The sequence below is a fragment of the Sphaerisporangium sp. B11E5 genome (assembly GCF_039871875.1).
Lineage (GTDB): Bacteria > Actinomycetota > Actinomycetes > Streptosporangiales > Streptosporangiaceae > Sphaerisporangium.
Genome location: NZ_JBDPMD010000037.1, coordinates 1 through 16,778 on the forward strand (window position 1 = coordinate 1; position 16,778 = coordinate 16,778).

15 protein-coding genes and 2 pseudogenes are annotated in these 16,778 nt (G+C 72.6%); 8 read left to right on the forward strand and 9 right to left on the reverse strand.

The annotated features are described in order from the left end of the window. A pseudogene (locus ABGB17_RS27390) lies at positions 1–311 on the forward strand (hypothetical protein); the annotation flags it as partial. 25 nt (positions 312–336) lie between these two features. Here ABGB17_RS27390 and ABGB17_RS27395 read toward each other — a convergent pair. The 6 genes from ABGB17_RS27395 to ABGB17_RS27420 form a co-directional block, all read right to left on the reverse strand. Then, positions 337–789, reverse strand: coding sequence for a GNAT family N-acetyltransferase (locus ABGB17_RS27395; RefSeq protein ID WP_347634541.1), 453 nt, complete (start codon positions 787–789; stop codon positions 337–339). A 67-nt stretch (positions 790–856) separates the two neighbouring features. Then, positions 857–1,687 (reverse strand): helix-turn-helix domain-containing protein, encoded by an 831-nt coding sequence (locus tag ABGB17_RS27400; protein ID WP_347634543.1) that lies wholly within the window; start codon positions 1,685–1,687, stop codon positions 857–859. Positions 1,688–1,780: 93 nt separating this feature from the next. Continuing rightward, positions 1,781–2,947: an acyl-CoA dehydrogenase family protein gene (locus tag ABGB17_RS27405; protein WP_347634545.1), complete on the reverse strand. Its 1,167-nt coding sequence runs from the start codon at positions 2,945–2,947 to the stop codon at positions 1,781–1,783. Next, on the reverse strand, positions 2,934–3,887 hold the full coding sequence (locus tag ABGB17_RS27410) for a hydroxymethylglutaryl-CoA lyase (RefSeq protein ID WP_347634547.1): 954 nt from the start codon (positions 3,885–3,887) through the stop codon (positions 2,934–2,936). Before ABGB17_RS27410 ends, ABGB17_RS27405 begins: the two co-directional genes overlap by 14 nt. Beyond that, positions 3,887–5,869 carry a biotin carboxylase N-terminal domain-containing protein gene (locus ABGB17_RS27415; RefSeq protein ID WP_347634549.1) on the reverse strand — a complete coding sequence of 661 codons (1,983 nt, stop codon included), beginning with the start codon at positions 5,867–5,869 and terminating at the stop codon, positions 3,887–3,889. Before ABGB17_RS27415 ends, ABGB17_RS27410 begins: the two co-directional genes overlap by 1 nt. Positions 5,870–5,872: 3 nt before the next feature. After that, on the reverse strand, positions 5,873–7,456 hold the full coding sequence (locus tag ABGB17_RS27420) for a carboxyl transferase domain-containing protein (RefSeq protein WP_347634551.1): 1,584 nt from the start codon (positions 7,454–7,456) through the stop codon (positions 5,873–5,875). Positions 7,457–7,563: 107 nt separating this feature from the next. Here ABGB17_RS27420 and ABGB17_RS27425 point away from each other — a divergent pair, with 107 nt between their 5' ends. The 6 genes and pseudogenes from ABGB17_RS27425 to ABGB17_RS27450 all read left to right on the forward strand — a co-directional run bounded on the left by ABGB17_RS27425 (position 7,564) and on the right by ABGB17_RS27450 (position 13,068). Beyond that, on the forward strand, positions 7,564–8,151 hold the full coding sequence (locus ABGB17_RS27425; RefSeq protein ID WP_347634677.1) for a TetR/AcrR family transcriptional regulator: 588 nt from the start codon (positions 7,564–7,566) through the stop codon (positions 8,149–8,151). 298 nt (positions 8,152–8,449) lie between these two features. Then, positions 8,450–8,551, forward strand: a pseudogene (locus ABGB17_RS27430) (helix-turn-helix transcriptional regulator); the annotation flags it as partial. Positions 8,552–8,654: 103 nt separating this feature from the next. Next, positions 8,655–8,876, forward strand: coding sequence for a hypothetical protein (locus tag ABGB17_RS27435; protein WP_347634681.1), 222 nt, complete (start codon positions 8,655–8,657; stop codon positions 8,874–8,876). Next, complete coding sequence (locus ABGB17_RS27440) at positions 8,873–9,865, forward strand: ATP-binding cassette domain-containing protein (protein ID WP_347634553.1); 993 nt, start codon at positions 8,873–8,875, stop codon at positions 9,863–9,865. The genes ABGB17_RS27435 and ABGB17_RS27440 overlap by 4 nt, the downstream gene beginning before the upstream one ends. Positions 9,866–9,869: 4 nt before the next feature. Next, entirely contained in the window at positions 9,870–10,742 is an 873-nt protein-coding gene (locus ABGB17_RS27445) for an ABC transporter permease (RefSeq protein ID WP_347634555.1), read from the forward strand. Between the two features lie 112 nt (positions 10,743–10,854). Then, on the forward strand, positions 10,855–13,068 hold the full coding sequence (locus ABGB17_RS27450) for a thiamine pyrophosphate-dependent enzyme (protein ID WP_347634557.1): 2,214 nt from the start codon (positions 10,855–10,857) through the stop codon (positions 13,066–13,068). A gap of 70 nt (positions 13,069–13,138) precedes the next feature. On the opposite strand, the gene ABGB17_RS27455 is transcribed toward ABGB17_RS27450, so the two are convergent. The 3 genes from ABGB17_RS27455 to ABGB17_RS27465 form a co-directional block, all read right to left on the reverse strand. Beyond that, positions 13,139–13,885: an aminoglycoside phosphotransferase family protein gene (locus ABGB17_RS27455; RefSeq protein WP_347634559.1), complete on the reverse strand. Its 747-nt coding sequence runs from the start codon at positions 13,883–13,885 to the stop codon at positions 13,139–13,141. Positions 13,886–14,033: 148 nt separating this feature from the next. Then, entirely contained in the window at positions 14,034–14,603 is a 570-nt protein-coding gene (locus tag ABGB17_RS27460; RefSeq protein WP_347634561.1) for a TIGR03086 family metal-binding protein, read from the reverse strand. Positions 14,604–14,626: 23 nt separating this feature from the next. Next, positions 14,627–15,775: a magnesium and cobalt transport protein CorA gene (locus tag ABGB17_RS27465; RefSeq protein ID WP_347634563.1), complete on the reverse strand. Its 1,149-nt coding sequence runs from the start codon at positions 15,773–15,775 to the stop codon at positions 14,627–14,629. 271 nt (positions 15,776–16,046) lie between these two features. Here ABGB17_RS27465 and ABGB17_RS27470 point away from each other — a divergent pair, with 271 nt between their 5' ends. Further along, positions 16,047–16,778: a M50 family metallopeptidase gene (locus ABGB17_RS27470; RefSeq protein ID WP_347634565.1), complete on the forward strand. Its 732-nt coding sequence runs from the start codon at positions 16,047–16,049 to the stop codon at positions 16,776–16,778.

Sequence of the window (16,778 nt, forward strand, 5' to 3'; positions counted from 1 at the left end):
CTCCCCAGCGCCCCCTCCCCGGCCCCGCCTCCGACCCCCGCCGGTGGCAGCGCATCGACGTCACCAGCGAGCACCTGCGCGGCGAGCCGGTCCCCGTCCCCGAGGGCTACGCAACCCAACTCGGCATGCGCCCCGGCACCCTGCTCTCCGTGACCGGCCCAGGCGACAACGCCGTGGTCCTCGTCTGGCGCGACCGCCAGCCGGTCTTCGACTCCCTCCAACCGGTCCTGATGCGCCTGAACGCCCGCCCCGGCGACTCGGTCTACGTCACCGTGGACGGCTACCGCCTGGACGCCCAGCTCACGTCCTGACACGGCCCGCCGGGCGCCGTACGAGCTAGGCCTGGTCCTCGGCGGGTTTCAGGGTCTTGCGGTAGTAGGTGCCGGCGGACTCGTAGTGGAGGGCCTCGTAGAACTCGGGCGCCCGGCGGGTGGCCAGGGCTATGTAGTGGGCGTCCCGTTCGCGTGCCCAGACCTCGAAGGACTCCAGCAGGGCCCTGCCGAGGCCACGGCGGCGGAAGCCGTGCTGGGTGACGGCTTCCTCCACCCACGCGACGTGGCCGTTGGCGAACAGGGTGAGGTGGACGAAGCCCAGGAGGTAGCCGCGGACGTGGCCGTCCACCACGACGACCAGCAGCAGGGCGTCGGGGTTGGCCAGCAGGGCCGGGAGGTGCTGGTCGAACGGGGCGCGGCGGGGACGCACGGAGAGGGCGAACTCCCGGGTCAGTCCGAAGATCTCCTCGGCATCGTCGTGTACGGCCCTGCGCACCAGAAGATCATCAGAAGTCATGAAAAGGACTTTAGGGAGTAGACCCGTCGTCCGTCCACTTTCACCACAACCCTCCCCGGCCCGCCTGTCACGCGCCGTACGTCGAGGTGCGCCGTGGTGCGCCGCGGGCGCCGCCGAGGCGGGCCAGGGCGTGTTCCGAGGGGCTGCCGGGCTCGGCCTGGAAGGTGACGAGTTTCTGGCCGGGGGCGCTGTCGATGCTCATCACCTCCATGGTGGTGACCAGGACGCCGACGGCGTGGTGGTGGAAACGCACGGGGGCGCGGACGCGGTGACGTACGTCGTGGCGGGCCCACAGGCGGCGGAACTCGTCGCTGCCGGCGGACAGTTGCTCGACGAGTTCGGCCAGCATGGGGTCGTCCTGGTCGGCCCCCATCACGGCACGCAGGTGCGCGATCTTGTGCCGGGTGTCCTTCTCCCAGTCCACGTAGAAATCCCGTGCCCTCGGGTTGAGCAGGGCGAGCCGCAGCAGGTTGTCGTTGTGCTCCAGGCCCTCGTACAGGGCGTCGGCCACGGCGTTGCGGGCCAGCACGTCGAGCCGCTGGTTCACGACGTACGCCGCCACCCGGTCCCAGCTCTTCATCAGCAGCACCACGTTGCGGTCCACGCGCGGGGGCGGGACGGCCCGGCAGCGGGGGCCACGTGGGCGGGCCAGTTCGTGCAGGTACTCGGCGGCCTCCGGGCCGAGCTGGAAGACGCGGGCGAGGGCGTCCAGGACCTGGTCGGACGGGTTGCGTTCCCGGCCCTGCTCCAGGCGGACGTAGTAATCGGTGCTGACTCCGGCGAGCGTGGCCACCTCCTCCCGGCGTAAGCCGGGTGTGCGGCGGCGCTCACGCAGCAGCGGCAACCCGACCTGCTCAGGGGCCGTCAGATGACGTCGAGCTCGGAGGAAGTCCCCCAAACGGCTCTCCCGGTGCATAACGACAAGTTTCTGCGGGGCCCTCCCCTGAGTGAACCGCGAGGGCGAGAACTTTGCCAGACCTCGACCCACACTTCAGGCGGGCAGGCCGAGCTGCCGGGCGATGAGGATGCGCTGCACCTCGCTGGTGCCCTCGCCGATCTCCAGGATCTTGGCGTCGCGGTAGAAGCGCCCCACGGGGAACTCGTTCATGAAGCCGTAGCCGCCGAAGATCTGGGTGGCGTCGCGCGCGTTGTCCATGGCGGCGTCGGACGCGACCAGCTTGGCGATGGCGGCCTCCTTCTTGAACATCTCCCCGGCGAGCATCTTCTCCGCCGCGTGGTGGTACGCCAGCCGCGCGGTGTGCGCCCGCACCTCCATGTCCGCGATCTTGAACTGGATGGCCTGGTACCGCCCGATGGGCATGCCGAACGCGTGCCGCTCCGCGGCGTACCGCAGGCTCTCGTCCACGCACCCCTGCGCGAGGCCCACCGACAGCGCCGCGATGGCGACCCGGCCCTCGTCCAGGGTCTGCAGGAACTGGGCGTACCCGCGGCCCCGCTCGCCGAGCAGGTTGGCGGCCGGCACCCGGCAGTCGGAGAACGACAACTCCCGGGTGTCGGAGGCCGACCAGCCGACCTTGGAGTACTTCTTGGACACGGTGAACCCGGGGGTGCCCGCCGGCACGATGATCGTGCTGATCTCCGGCGCGCTCGTGCCGTCCTCCCGCTCCCGCCGCCCGGTGATCGCGGCGACCGCGACGAACCCGGTGATGTCGGTGCCGGAGTTGGTGATGAAGGCCTTGGAGCCGTTGATCACCCATTCGTCCCCGTCGAGGACGGCGGTGGTGCGCATGCCGCCCGGCACGTCCGTCCCGCCGCCCGGCTCGGTGAGCCCGAACGCCCCGAGCGTCTCGCCCGACGTGAGCCGGGGCAGCAACTCGGCCTTCTGCTCGGGCGTGCCGAACCGGTGGAGGGGCATCGCGCCGAGCGACACCGCGGCCTCCAGGGTGATGGCCACCGAGGAGTCCACCCGGGCCAGTTCCTCCAGGGCCAGGCACAGGGCGAAGTAGTCGCCGCCCATGCCGCCGTACTCCTCCGGGATGGGCAGGCCGAACAGCCCCATGCGCCCCATCTGGGCGACGATGTCGTAGGGGAACTCGCAGCGTTCGTAGTAGTCGCCGATCACCGGGGCGACGACGTCCCTGGCGAACTCCTCGACGGTCTTGCGCAGCGCCTCGTACTCGTCGTCAAGCCTGTGCATGGTCTGGCTCCTGTTCCTTGGACAGCGCCTGGACGACGCGGGACGGGCTGGGGCGGCCGAGCTCCCCGGCCAGCCACACGCTGGTCGCGACCAGCGCCTCTAGGTCGACGCCGGTCTCGACGCCGAGCCCGGTGAGCATCCACACCAGGTCCTCGGTGGCGAGGTTGCCGGTGGCGCTGCGCGCGTAGGGGCAGCCGCCGATGCCCCCGGCGGAGGCGTCGACGACGGTCACCCCGGCCCGCAGCGCGGCCAGTGTGTTGGCCAGCGCCTGGCCGTAGGTGTCGTGGAAGTGCACCGCCAGCCGCTCCGGGCCGACCCCGGCGGCGGCGAAGGCGGCGAGCAGCGCGGTGACGTGCCCCGGGGTGCCGACGCCGATGGTGTCGCCGAGGGACAGCTCGGCGCAGCCGAGGTCGAGCAGCCGCCTGCCGGTCCGCACGACCTGCTCGACCGGCACCGGGCCCTCCCAGGGGTCGCCGAAGCACATCGACAGGTACGCGCGCACCCGCAGACCGGCCTCGGTGGCGCGGGTCACCACGGGGGTGAACATCTCGATCGAGGCGGCGAGGCTCCGGTTGAGGTTGCGCAGGGCGAACGTCTCGGTGGCGCTGCCGAAGATCGCGATCTCGGTGACGCCGTGCGCGAGCGCCCGGTCCAGGCCCCGTTCGTTGGGCACCAGCACCGGGTACCGCACGCCGGGCACCTGTTCCAGCCGGGTGAGCAGGTCCTCGGCGTCGGCGAGCTGCGGCACCCATTCGGGGTGGACGAAGCTCGTGGTCTCGATGGTGGTCAGCCCGGCGGCGGCGAGACGGCGCACCAGGCGGGCCTTGGTCTCCACCGGCACGACGGTCTTCTCGTTCTGCAGGCCGTCCCGGGGGCCGACCTCGTAGATCGTCACCCGGTCCGGCAGGCCCTCGGCCGGGACCCGCATCGGTTGGCGCATCACGACTCCTCCTCCCGGCGCACGACGGCGAGCACGGCGTCCATGTCGACGGGGCGGCCCGCGCGTGCGGACAGCTCGGCGACGACGCCGTCGATCGGGGCGGTCACGGTGTGCTCCATCTTCATCGCCTCGACGATCAGCAGCGGCTGGTCCTCGGTGACCCGTTCGCCGGGCACCACCTTGACCAGCAACACGGTGCCGGGCATGGGGCTGCGCACCACCCCGTCGCCGGCCCCGCCCGCCGCGGCCGCGTCGCCGGGGTCGCCCGCCACGTGCGGGGTGATCGCCCAGGCCTGCCCGTCCCTGCCGAGCCACAGGGTGCGGCCGTCGGAGGCGCAGGCGTACCGGCGCGCCACCCCGTCCAGGGTCACCAGCACCTCGCCGTCCGCGCGGGCCAGCCGCGCCGCGACAGGGGCCTCGTCGCCCGGCGCCACCTCGGCGCCGTGCGCGGGCAGGCCGCGCACCCTCACCCGGGCGGTGCTCCCGCGGGTCTCCAGCACCCAGGTGGTCCAGGCGGGCTCGCCGAGCCGCCACCCGTCCGGCACGTCCCAGGGGTCGTCCCCCGCGGCCGCGGCCAGGTCGTCCTGGAAGACGAGCGCGGCGGCGGCCCGCACGTCCGGGGGCAGGGCGCCGTCGCCGTACGCGGCGGCGAGCAGCGCGCCGAGCCGCTCGTCGATCAGGCCGGTGCCGAGGTCGCCGGACGCCACGGCCGGGTCGGCGAGCAGGGCCCGCAGGAACGCGACGTTGGTGGTCACCCCGAGCACGGTGGTCTCGCGCAGCGCCGCGTCCAGCCGCCGCAGCGCGGACGCCCGGTCGGGGCCCCACGCGATCACCTTGGACAGCATGGGGTCGTAGTCGCTGCCGACCACGCTGCCGGCCCGGACGCCGGAGTCCACCCGCACCCCCGTCGCGCCGGGCTCGGCGAGGGCGAGCACCCGGCCGCCGGTGGGCAGGAAACCGTGCGCGGGGTCCTCGGCGTACACGCGGGCCTCGACGGCGTGGCCGCGTGCCCGCACCTCGCCCTGCGCGAACGGCAGCGGCTCCCCCGCCGCGACGCGCAGTTGCAGCTCCACCAGGTCGAGGCCGGTGACCAGCTCGGTGACCGGGTGCTCCACCTGGAGCCGGGTGTTCATCTCGATGAAGTAGCCCGGGTGCCCCGGCTCGTCGCCCGGCACGATGAACTCGACGGTGCCCGCGCCCACGTACCCGACGGCCGCCGCCGCGCGGACCGCGGCGGCGCCCATCTCGGCCCGGGTGGCGTCGTCGAGCAGCGGCGACGGCGCCTCTTCGATGATCTTCTGGTGGCGGCGCTGGAGGCTGCACTCGCGCTCCCCGAGGTGCACGACGCCGCCGCGGGAGTCGGCCATCACCTGGATCTCGATGTGCCGGGGGTTCGCCACGAACCGCTCGAGCAGCAGCGTGCCGTCGCCGAACGCCGCCACGGCGGTGCGCCGCGCCGACTCCAGCGCCTGGGGCAGCTCGCCGGCCGACCGCACGACCAGCATGCCCTTGCCCCCGCCGCCCGCCGACGGCTTGATCAGCACGGGGTACCCGATGGCCTCGGCCACCGCGGCGAGGTCGTCGCCCGGCTCGGCGCCGCCCGGCACCACCTGGACCCCGGCGGCGGCGACGGTGGCCTTGGCGCGGATCTTGTCGGCCATGGCCTCCATCGCGGCGGGCGGCGGCCCGGCGAACACCAGGCCCGCCTCGGCGCAGCGCCGGGCGAACGCGGCGTTCTCCGCCAGGAAGCCGTACCCGGGGTGCACGGCCCGCGCGCCGGTGGCCAGCGCCGCGGCGACGACGCCCTCGATGTCGAGGTACCCGCCGGGCAGCCGCACCGCGAGGTCGGCCGCCGCGGCGTGCGGGGCGCCCGCGTCGGCGTCGGCGTACACGGCGACCGAGCGGACGCCGAGGCGCCGCAGGGTGCGCAGGACCCGCAGGGCGATCTCACCCCGGTTGGCGACGAGAACGGTGTCGAACATGCCTCACATCCGGAAGACGCCGTAGCCGACAGGGTCGAGCGGGGCGTTGGCCGCCGCGGACAGGGCCAGCCCGAGAACGGTGCGGGTGTCGACCGGGTCGATCACGCCGTCGTCCCACAGGCGGGCCGTGGAGTGGTAGGGATTGCCCTGTTCCTCATACTGCTCACGGATGCCCCGTTTGAACTCATCCTCGTCCCCCGATCCGGCGGGACGCACCGTGGCCAGCACGTTCGCGGCCTGCTCCCCGCCCATGACCGAGATGCGGGCGTTCGGCCACATCCACAGGAACCGCGGCGAGTACGCCCGCCCGGCCATCGCGTAGTTGCCCGCGCCGAACGACCCGCCGATCACCACGGTGAACTTGGGCACCCGGGCGCAGGACACCGCGGTGACCATCTTGGCGCCGTGCTTGGCGATGCCGCCCGCCTCGTAGGCGCGGCCCACCATGAACCCGCTGATGTTCTGCAGGAACACCAGCGTCACCGCGCGCTGGTCGCACAGCTCGATGAAGTGGGCGCCCTTGAGCGCCGACTCGCCGAACAGGATGCCGTTGTTGGCGACGATCCCCACGGGGTGGCCGTGCAGGTGGGCGAAGCCGGTGACGAGCGTCGGGCCGTACTCGGCCTTGAACTCCAGGAAGCGGCTGCCGTCCACCAGCCGACCGATCACCTCGCGCACGTCGTACGGCACGCGCGTGTCGGCGGGCACGATGCCGTACAGGTCACGCGGGTCGTGCAGCGGCTCCTCGGGCAGGGCCCGCTCCCAGGGGGCGGCGGCGCGCGGCGCGAGGGTGGCCACGATGTCGCGCACGATGGACAGCGCGTGGGCGTCGTCGCGCGCGAGGTGGTCGGTGACGCCGCTGACCCGGGCGTGCACGTCGCCGCCGCCGAGCTCCTCGGCGCTGACCTCCTCGCCGGTGGCGGCCTTCACCAGGGGCGGCCCGCCGAGGAAGATCGTGCCCTGGTTCCGCACGATCACCGCCTCGTCGCTCATGGCGGGCACGTAGGCGCCGCCCGCCGTGCACGAGCCGAGCACGGCGGCGATCTGCGGGATGCCCCGCCGGGACATGGTGGCCTGGTTGTAGAAGATGCGGCCGAAGTGCTCGCGGTCGGGGAACACCTCGTCCTGAAGGGGAAGGAACGCGCCGCCCGAGTCGACGAGGTACAGGCACGGCAGGCGGTTGTGGAGGGCGACCTCCTGGGCACGCAGGTGCTTCTTGACCGTGACGGGGTAATAGGTGCCGCCCTTGACGGTGGCGTCGTTGGCGACGATCACGCATTCGCGCCCGCTGACCCGGCCGACGCCGGTGATGATGCCGGCGGCCGGGGCCTCGTCGCCGTACAGGCCGGTGGCGGCGAGCGGGGACAGCTCGAGGAAGCGGGAACCCGGGTCGAGCAGGGTGGCGACGCGGTCGCGGGGCAGCAGCTTGCCCCGGTCGAGGTGCCGACGCCGTGCGCGTTCGGGGCCGCCGAGTGCGGCGGTCGCGAGGCGCTCACGCAACTCGGCCGCCAGGCGCTCGTTGACCTCGGCGTTGCGCTTGTACTCCTCGCCCTCCGGGACGGCGGCCGTCCGCAGCACAGGCGCCATGGCGACGTACCTCCTGCCTCTGTCGACTGGGTTAACGCGCGCTAACACCGCCCCTGGATGTTAGTCAGCATTAACGTATTCGTCTACCATTGCGGCTCGTGACCGTTATGCGGAGTCCTACCCGAGTTCCGGGCCGTAGGCGCCGGGAGATCCTGTCCGCCGCGGCCACGTTGTTCGCCGCGCGCGGCTTCCACGGGGTGTCCACCGAGGAGATCGGCGCGGCGGTCGGCATCTCGGGGCCCGCGCTGTACCGGCACTTCAACGGCAAGGAATCGCTGCTGGCCGAGATGCTGCTCGACGTCAGCGAACGGCTGCGCGGCGCGGCGGTGGAGCGGGTGACCCGGGCCTCGGACGGCGCCGAGGCCCTGGACGCGCTGATCGCCGGGCAGATCGAGTTCGCGCTCGACCACCCGGCGCTGATCACCGTGCACGACCGGGAGCTCGGGAACGTTCCCGAGGCCGAGCGCCGCCGCGTCCGGCGGCTGCAGCGGCTGTACGTCGAGGAGTGGGTCACCGTGCTCAGCGAGCTGTACCCCGCGGCCCGGCCGGCGCGGCTGCGCGCGGCCACCCACGCGGTGTTCGGCTTGCTCAACTCCACCCCGCACAGCGCGGGCGAGCTGCCGCGCGCCGAGATGGCCGAGCTTCTGCACCGGATGGCCCGGGTGGCGCTGCACACGTTCGTTAACGAGCCTTAACTTTCCCGTCCTTCACCAGAAATGGGTTGTTCGTCTCAACTATCTAGATATATCGTTCACGTATCTCGATAGTTGGGAAGGTGAGGACATGAGCGATCCCCGGGACTGGCTGCGCCCGGCTCCTCCCGGCCCGCACGGCCCGCCCAGGCACGACGAGGGGCACCGGTACCGCGAATGGGGCCCGCCGGGCCCGCCGGGGCCACCGCTCGGCGGCCACTTCGCGCCCCGCGTGCGGCGGGGTGACGTGCGCGCGGCGCTGCTGGCCCTGCTGCACGAGGAGCCACGCAACGGCTACCAGATGATCCAGGAGATCCACGCCCGCAGCGGCGGCATCTGGCGGCCGAGCCCCGGGTCGGTGTACCCGGCGCTCCAGCAGCTCGAGGACGAAGGGCTGGTCAGCGGCGAGGAGGCCGCGGGCAGCCGGATCTACCGGCTCACCGACGAGGGCCGCGACCGCGTCGCGCTGTGGGACCGCGCGGCACACGACCTCGCCCTGGGCCGAGGTGGCGAACACGCTGCCCGAGGACATCATGCAGCTCCGCATGCTGTGGGGCCAGCTCGACGAGGCGTTCGGCCAGCTCATCCGGGTGGCCAGCCCCCGGCAGGCGGCCGCGGCGCGCGATCTGCTCAAGAGGACCAGGCGCTCGGTCTTCGCGATCCTCGCCGAGGACGAGGACGGCGGCGCACCTGACATGCCGGCGGAGCACGGCAAGGGGGACGAGTGACGGCGAACGAGAGGGACGAGGCACCGGCCGTGGCGGTGCGGGGCCTCAGGAAGAGCTACGGCAAGGTGGACGCGGTCAAGGGCATCGACTTCGAGGTCAGGCCCGGCGAGGTGTTCGGGTTCCTCGGGCCGAACGGCGCGGGCAAGACCACCACGATCAGCATGCTGTGCACCCTGGCGCGGCCCACGGGCGGCTCGGCCGAGGTCGCCGGGCACGACATCGTGCGCGAGCGCGACGAGGTGCGGCGCAACATCGGGCTGGTGTTCCAGGACCCGACGCTGGACGGCTACCTGTCCGCCGAGCAGAACCTCCGGTTCCACGCGGAGCTGTACGGCGTGCCGCGTGAGGTGGTCGGGGACCGCATCCGCCAGGTCATGGAGATGGTCGCGCTGTGGGACCGCAAGGACGGCAAGGTGCTCACGTTCTCCGGCGGCATGAAGCGCCGCCTGGAGATCGCCCGGGGCCTGCTGCACTCCCCCCGGGTGCTGTTCCTCGACGAGCCCACCGTGGGGCTCGACCCGCAGACCCGGTCGGCCATCTGGGGGTACATCAACAAGCTGCGGCGCACCGAGGACATCACGATCTTCATGACGACGCACTACATGGACGAGGCGGAGTACTGCGACCGCATCGCGATCATCGACCACGGTGAGATCGTGGTGGTCGACTCCCCCGAGGCGCTCAAGGCCAGCATCGGCAAGGACCGGGTGCAGATCCATACCGGCGACGACACCGAGGCCATCGCCGCGCTGAAGGAGCGTTTCGGCATCGACGCGGCCGTGCGCGAGGGCCAGGTGACCTTCGCGGTGGCCTCGGGCGAGGAGTTCGTGCCCCGGCTGTTCGCCGAGCTCGGCGTGCCGATCCGCTCGGTCAGCGTGTCCCGTCCCTCGCTGGACGACGTCTTCATGAACTACACCGGATCCACCATCCGCGACGCCGAGGCCGAGAGCGGCGCCACGTCGTGGATGCGCGCCATGGCGAGGAGGTAGGAAGATGTCCACAGGCGTCACCACGCCCGGCGTCGTCCGGGTGCACGTCCCGCGGCGCAGCGTCACGCACGACCTGCGGGCCGTCAAGATCGTGCTGCACCGCGAGATGCTGCGGTTCGTCAACGACCGCACCCGCATGATCTCCACCCTCATCCAGCCGGTGCTCTGGCTGTTCGTGATGGGCACCGGCCTCAGCACGCTGGTCTCGCAGGGGCCGGTCGAGGGTGTGGACTTCCGCACCTTCATCTACCCCGGCGTGATCGCCATGACGGTGATCACGACCGCGATGTTCTCCGCCGGGTCGATCGTCTGGGACCGGGAGTTCGGCTTCCTGCGCGAGATGCTGGTCGCGCCGGTCAGCCGGTCCTCGATCGTGATCGGCAAGTGTCTCGGCGGCGGGCTCATGGCCACCGCGCAGGGCCTGATCATCCTGGCCATGGCCGGGCTGGTGAACGTGCCCTACTCCCCCGGCCTGATCCTCACGCTGCTCGGCCAGATGTTCCTGGCGTCGTTCACCATCACCGCGTTCGGGGTGAGCCTGGCGGCGCGCATGAAGAACATGCAGACCTTCTTCGGCATCATGCAGATGGCCATCATGCCGATGATCTTCCTGTCCGGCGCGATGTTCCCCCTCGCCAACCTGCCCGCATGGCTCGACTTCCTGACGAAGATCAACCCGCTGACGTACGCGGTGGACCCGATGCGCCACGCGGTCTTCAGCCACCTGGAGGTGACCCCGCAGGTCATGCAGGCCCTCAACCCGGGCGTGCACTGGTTCGGCTGGCCCGTCCCCGCGGGCGTCGAGCTCCTCATCATCGCGGGCATGGGCGTCGCGCTGGTCGGCGTCGCCATCGCCCAGTTCCGGCGCGACGGCTGACCGGGGCGAAGTTCGCATTCCCCCCGCGGCGTGTCGCGGCGGGCCGTCCCGGGGCAGGCCGTATCGGCAAGCCCCGGGACGCGGCGCGCCGAGGGGCGACATAATCGGTGATGTGGCCCGCGACACTGTCGAGACGCACTTCACCGAGTCGGTCGCCGCGCTGACGCCGGGGGAACGCCGTGATCCCGGCCTCCTGATCCGGCCGGGCACGACGCTGACCGGCGCCCTGTGCCGCGACCTGTTCGAGGTCCAGGTCGCCAGCCGGCTGCTCGACATCGCGGCCCGGTGGCTGCGCGAGCAGGGCGAGGGCTTCTACACCATCGGCTCGGCCGGCCACGAGGGCAACGCCGCGGTCGCCGCCGCCGTCCGGGCCACCGACCCCGCGCTGCTCCACTACCGCTCCGGCGCGTTCTACCTGGCCCGCTCCGCCCAGGCGGGGCGGCTCGCCGAGGAGGGGCTGCGCGACGTGCTGCTCGGGCTGGCCGCCGCGGCCGAGGAGCCCATCGCGGGCGGGCGGCACAAGGTGTTCGGCCACCCCGCGCTCGCGATCATCCCGCAGACCTCCACCATCGCCAGCCACCTGCCCCGCGCGGTCGGCGTGGCGTTCGCCATCGAGCGGGCACGCAAGCTCGGCGTCACCGGCACCCCCTGGCCGGACGGCTCCATCGCGGTGTGCGGCTTCGGCGACGCGTCGGTCAACCACGCGAGCGCCCTGACCGGCTTCAACACCGCCGCGTACTGCGCCTACCAGGGGCTGCCGCTGCCGGTGCTGTTCGTCTGCGAGGACAACGGCATCGGCATCAGCGTGCGCACCCCGAGCCGGTGGGTGGAGTCGGCCGCGCACCCGCTGATCCCCCGCTTCGAGGCCGACGGCTGCGACCTGCCCGAGGCGTACGACGTGGCGTGCCGCGCCGCCGAGCACGTGCGCACCCGCCGCGCGCCGGCCCTGCTGCACCTGCGCACCGTGCGGCTGATGGGCCACGCCGGCTCCGACGTCGAGTCGGCGTACCGCACGCCGCGCGAGATCGCCGCCGACCTGGAGCGCGACCCGCTGGTGGCCACGGCACGGCTGCTGGTCGAGGCGGGGCTCGCCGACCCCGACGAGTTGCTCGGGCGGTACGAGACGATCCGCGAGCACGTGCTCAAACTGGCGCTCGAATCCACCCGGCGGCCCCGGCTGCGCTCGGCCGCCGAGGTCATGGAGCCGCTGGCGCCGCGCCGTCCCGCTCAGGTCGCCGCGCGGGCCGCCCGCGCCGCCCTCGCCCGCGAGACGCTGTTCGGCACGCCGCCGCCCGCGCGCGAGGGCCCGCTCACGTTGTCCCAGGCGGTCAACCGCACGCTGACCGACCTGCTCGGCGCCTACCCCGAGGCGATCGTGTTCGGTGAGGACGTCGCGCGCAAGGGCGGGGTGTACGGCGTCACCCGGGGGCTGCTCAAGCGGTTCGGCGCGGGCCGGGTGTTCGACACCGTGCTGGACGAGCAGGCCGTCCTCGGGCTGGCGCTCGGCGCGGGGGTGTCGGGGCTGCTGCCGATCCCGGAGATCCAGTACCTCGCCTACCTGCACAACGCGCTCGACCAGATACGCGGCGAGGCGGCGTCCCTGCGGTTCTTCTCCAAGGGCGCCTACCGCAACCCCATGGTGGTGCGGGTCGCCTCCTACGCCTACCAGAAGGGCTTCGGCGGCCACTTCCACAACGACAACTCCGTGGCCGCGCTGCGCGACATCCCCGGCCTGGTCATCGCCTCCCCCGCCCGGCCGGACGACGCCGCCGCGATGCTGCGCACCTGCGTGGCCGCCGCCAAGACCGACGGCGAGGTGTGCGTGTTCCTCGAGCCGATCGCGCTGTACAACACCCGGGACCTGATGGACGACGGCGACAACGGCTGGCTCGCGCCGTACGCGCCGCCGTCCCGGTGGGCCGACACGCACGTGCCGATCGGCCGGGGCCGCTCCTACGGCGACGGCCGCGACCTCACCATCGTGACGTTCGGCAACGGCCTGCGCATGAGCCTGCGCGCCGCGATCCGGCTCACCGCCGAGGGCCGCGGCTGCCGGGTGCTCGACCTGCGGTGGCTGGCGCCGCTCCCGGTGGACGACCTGCTGCGCGCCGCCGGCCTCACCGGCAAGGTCCTGATCGCCGACGAGACCCGCAGCTCGGGCGGCGTCTCCGAGGCCGTCCTGGCCGCCCTGGCCGACGCCGGCTTCACCGGCCAGGTCGCCCGCGTCACCTCCAGGGACAGCTTCGTCCCCCTCGGCGACGCCGCCGCCCACGTCCTGCTGTCCGAGACCGAGATCGAGGACGCCGCCCGCAAGATGCTGCCCTAGCCCTGTTCCCGCACGAGCCCGACGCCGATCGTTCCGACAGGACTTCTCAGAGCGGCCGGGCCGTGCGGCATCACACGCGGGATCTCAGCACGTCGACCTCGCAGCCCGGCGCGAACGGGTCGAAGCCGTGCTCGACCAGCCAGCGAATCGCCAGCAGGCTTCGCAACGACCACCACGCGCGGATCACGTCGAGGTCGACGTCGGCGCCATAGCCGGCGACGACGTCGCCGAGGTGTTCCTTGTGCCCGAGCGTCAAGATGGCGAGGTCGAACAGGGCATCGCCTTGGCCCGCCTCGGACCAGTCGATGATGCCCGTGATCCTGTCGCCTTCGACGAACACGTGATCGACCTGCAGGTCGCCGTGCGTGAACACCGGAGCCCACGGCCGGAGCGCGGCCTCGGCGACCTGGCGGTTGCGGGTGACCAGGCCGGCGGGCAGGACGCCGTTCGTCACGAGCCACTCGCACTCGCCGTCGAGATCCGCCGCCAACTCGTCGATGCCCCGGCCGGCCCGGCCGGGCCTGGGCGGCAACGGCGCGTCGTGCAGCCTCCGGGTGGCGGCGCCCGCCGCGGCCCACGCCGCCGGGGACGCGGTCGACGGCTCGCCGAGGCGGCCGAGCGCCGTCCCCGGGACCGCGGCGATCGCGAGCACCGGCGGCTTGTGCCACAGGACCTTCGGGGCCGGGACCGGCGCCAGGGCGATCGCCTCGACCTCGGCGTCGATGCGCGCCTGATCGGCGTCCACCTTCAGGAACACGTCGCCGACGCGCAGGGTCGCGCGCTCGGAATGGGCGACGACCACTTCGACCTCATCCATCGGCGACCAGTATCCCGGGGGTGATCGTCGGCGTCACCGGGTTTATCGCGTGCGACCGCGCGGCCGGCCGCGTCCCGCTGCCGAGCGGCCTCGTGCGCGACACCGGCCGCCGGCCAGGTCAAGCCCGCCACTTGTGGTGCCAGGAGCCCTAAGGGCGGCGGCCGGTGAGGGCGAGGGTGCGGGTCTGGATGTCGGCGTCGCCGGGGACGGGTACCGGTTCGGCGAACAGGCCGGTGCCGGTGAGGCCTTCCCTCATCGGGGCCAGGTGGTCGTAGGCGGCGGCCATCAACCGGGGGTCGACGTGTTCGTCCACGCCGAGGGCCCGCGCGAGGTCCCAGGCGTGCACGGCGAGGTCGGTGGCCATCTCGCGGCAGTAGACGCGGCACGGCACTGTGCCGTAGGACAGATGCACCTCGCGGTCCAGCGCCCCGGGCGCGGCGAACGCCGCCTGCGCCTCGGCCGCGGCCCGGTGCCACGCGCCGGCCGGGTCGTCACCGAGCTGGTCGCCGTCGAACCGGTCGCCGACGTCGGCCACCGTCGCGCCCCCCACCAGCGGCGGCACCCACAGCTGCTCCACCACCAGGTGGTTCACCAGGTCGCGGACCGTCCACTCCGAGCACGGCGTGGGTGCGTCCCACTGGTCCGCGCGGACCATGCCGACGCGCAGGCCGAACTCGTCCATCGCGACGGCGTGCAGTTCCAGCTCACGGTCTTCCATACCGGCGGACCTACCCCTCTGCCCTACAGCCAGTCGCGGCGTTTGAAGACCACGTAGAGGGTGAGGCACACCACGCCCATGAGCGCCACGGCGAACGGGTAGCCGAACACCCAGCCGAGCTCGGGCATGTGCTCGAAGTTCATGCCGTAGATCGTGCCGACCAGGGTGGGGGCGAACAGGATGGCCGCCCAGGAGGAGATCTTCTTGACCTCCTCGCTCTGCGCGTAGCTCGCTTGGGTGACGTTCTTCATCTCCTCGTTCTGCGCCTGGCTCACCAGCGTCGAGTTGACGATCAGGATGTCCTGGAGCATCTGCCGGAAGTTGTCCACCCGCTCCACGACCGTGATGGCGTGGTCGGCCACGTCGCGCAGGTAGCGCTGCAGCTCGCCGTCCGCGCCGTACTTGGGGGAGCCCGCGATCAGGCCCTCCAGCATGGCGAGCAGCGGCCGGGTGGCGCGCTGGAACTCGATCACCTCGCGGGACAGCGCGTAGATGCGCCGCGGGGCCGCCGGGTCGCCGCCGAAGACCTGCACCTCGATCTCGTCGATGTCCTTCTGCACGCCCGCGACCACCGGCGCGTAGCCGTCCACCACCGCGTCGAGGATGGCGTACAGCACGGCCTGCGGGCCCTGGCGCAGCAGGTCGGGGTCCTCCTCCATGCGGCGGCGCACCTTGGACAGGTCCGGGGCCTCGCTGTGGCGGACGGTCAGCACGAAGTCGGCGCCGACGAACACGTGCAGCTCGCCGAACTCCACCTTCTCCTCGGAGTCGAGGTAGCGGGCGGCGCGCAGCACCAGGAACAGGGTCTCGCCGTACCGGTCGGCCTTCGGGCGCTGGTGGGCCACGATGGCGTCCTCGACGGCGAGCTCGTGCAGGGCGAACTCCTCGGCGATGTGCAGCATCTCGCGTTCGGACGGCCGGTACAGGCCGATCCAGGCCATGCTGCCGGGCCTTCCCCGCAGCGCCGCCACCGCCTCGGGCAGCGACGGCGGGGACGCCACCCGGCGCCCGTCCACGTAGATCGCGTTGTCGATCACGCTGTGCCGGGCCGGGCTGCCGTCCTCCCTGGACCTGGGGTCCATGGACTGCTCCGGCGCCACCTCCCGGCGCTCCCCGCTCCGCACGGGCCCACGCACGAGGCTCCGCAGGCCCCGGGTCCGCCGCTCCGCCACGTCCCCTCCCTCCTGAACTGCTCCCTCCACCGGCCGTGTCCGACCTTAGCCCTACATTCCGAACTTCCGATGAACCCGTGGTCCCGGCCCTACCCTGCCACCGCCCCTCCCGTTCTCCGCGCATCTCCCTCGATGACCTGGACCGATCATTTCCGTGCCGGACGCACAGCGCCTGACCAGGGGCTTGCGGGCCGGTGCGGAAACAGGCGTACACGGTGCCCTTCCGATCATGGGATGCTAGGTCGCGCCGTACCGTGGCCGATCGACGGAGGTGGCACCCCTGGAGACGCTCGACGCGCTCTGGACGCGCCTGACCACGGCGCAGCCCACACCCCCTTTATGGATCATCGCGCTGGCCGCGCTCGCCGCTCTGGTCGTCGTGCTGCACCCCACCGCCTGGCACCTGTCGCGCGGGCTCATCACGGTGGCGCACGAGGGCGGCCACGCCGTCGTCGCGCTGCTCACCCGGCGCAAGCTCCAGGGCATCCGCCTGCACTCCGACACCTCGGGCGTCACGCTCACCCGGGGCCGGCCCACCGGGCCCGGCATGATCTTCACGGCCGCGGCCGGGTACATCGCCCCGTCCCTCATCGGGCTCGGCGCCGCGTGGCTCACCGCCGCCGGGTACGTCACCATCTTCCTGTGGACGGTGCTGGTCCTGCTGGCCGGCATGCTGCTGATGATCCGCAACATCTACGGCGCCGTCGCGCTGGTCACCATCGGCGGGGCGGTCTTCACGCTCTCCATGTACACCGCGCCGGAGGTGCAGGGCTGGGGCGCGCACGCGGCGTCCTGGTTCCTGCTGCTCGGCGGCATCCGGCCGATCCTGGAACTGCGCCGCAAGCGCCGCCGCGGACGCGCCCCGGACTCCGACGCCGACCAGCTCGCGCGGCTGACGCCCTTCCCCGCCGGGTTCTTCGTCTTCCTGTTCCTGCTGATCTCCGTCGCGGCGCTGGCCACCGGCGCGTACCTCCTGGCGCCCATCACGCTCCCTCCCCTGTAG

Bases quoted from the DNA above. Each gene is read 5' to 3' on its own strand.
- ABGB17_RS27395 (WP_347634541.1), bottom strand. From the start codon at position 789: ATGACTTCTGATGATCTTCTGGTGCGCAGGGCCGTACACGACGATGCC.
- ABGB17_RS27425 (WP_347634677.1), top strand. From the start codon at position 7,564: ATGCGGAGTCCTACCCGAGTTCCGGGCCGTAGGCGCCGGGAGATCCTG.
- ABGB17_RS27405 (WP_347634545.1), bottom strand. From the start codon at position 2,947: ATGCACAGGCTTGACGACGAGTACGAGGCGCTGCGCAAGACCGTCGAG.
- ABGB17_RS27420 (WP_347634551.1), bottom strand. From the start codon at position 7,456: ATGGCGCCTGTGCTGCGGACGGCCGCCGTCCCGGAGGGCGAGGAGTAC.
- ABGB17_RS27455 (WP_347634559.1), bottom strand. From the start codon at position 13,885: ATGGATGAGGTCGAAGTGGTCGTCGCCCATTCCGAGCGCGCGACCCTG.
- ABGB17_RS27410 (WP_347634547.1), bottom strand. From the start codon at position 3,887: ATGCGCCAACCGATGCGGGTCCCGGCCGAGGGCCTGCCGGACCGGGTG.
- ABGB17_RS27460 (WP_347634561.1), bottom strand. From the start codon at position 14,603: ATGGAAGACCGTGAGCTGGAACTGCACGCCGTCGCGATGGACGAGTTC.
- ABGB17_RS27445 (WP_347634555.1), top strand. From the start codon at position 9,870: ATGTCCACAGGCGTCACCACGCCCGGCGTCGTCCGGGTGCACGTCCCG.
- ABGB17_RS27415 (WP_347634549.1), bottom strand. From the start codon at position 5,869: ATGTTCGACACCGTTCTCGTCGCCAACCGGGGTGAGATCGCCCTGCGG.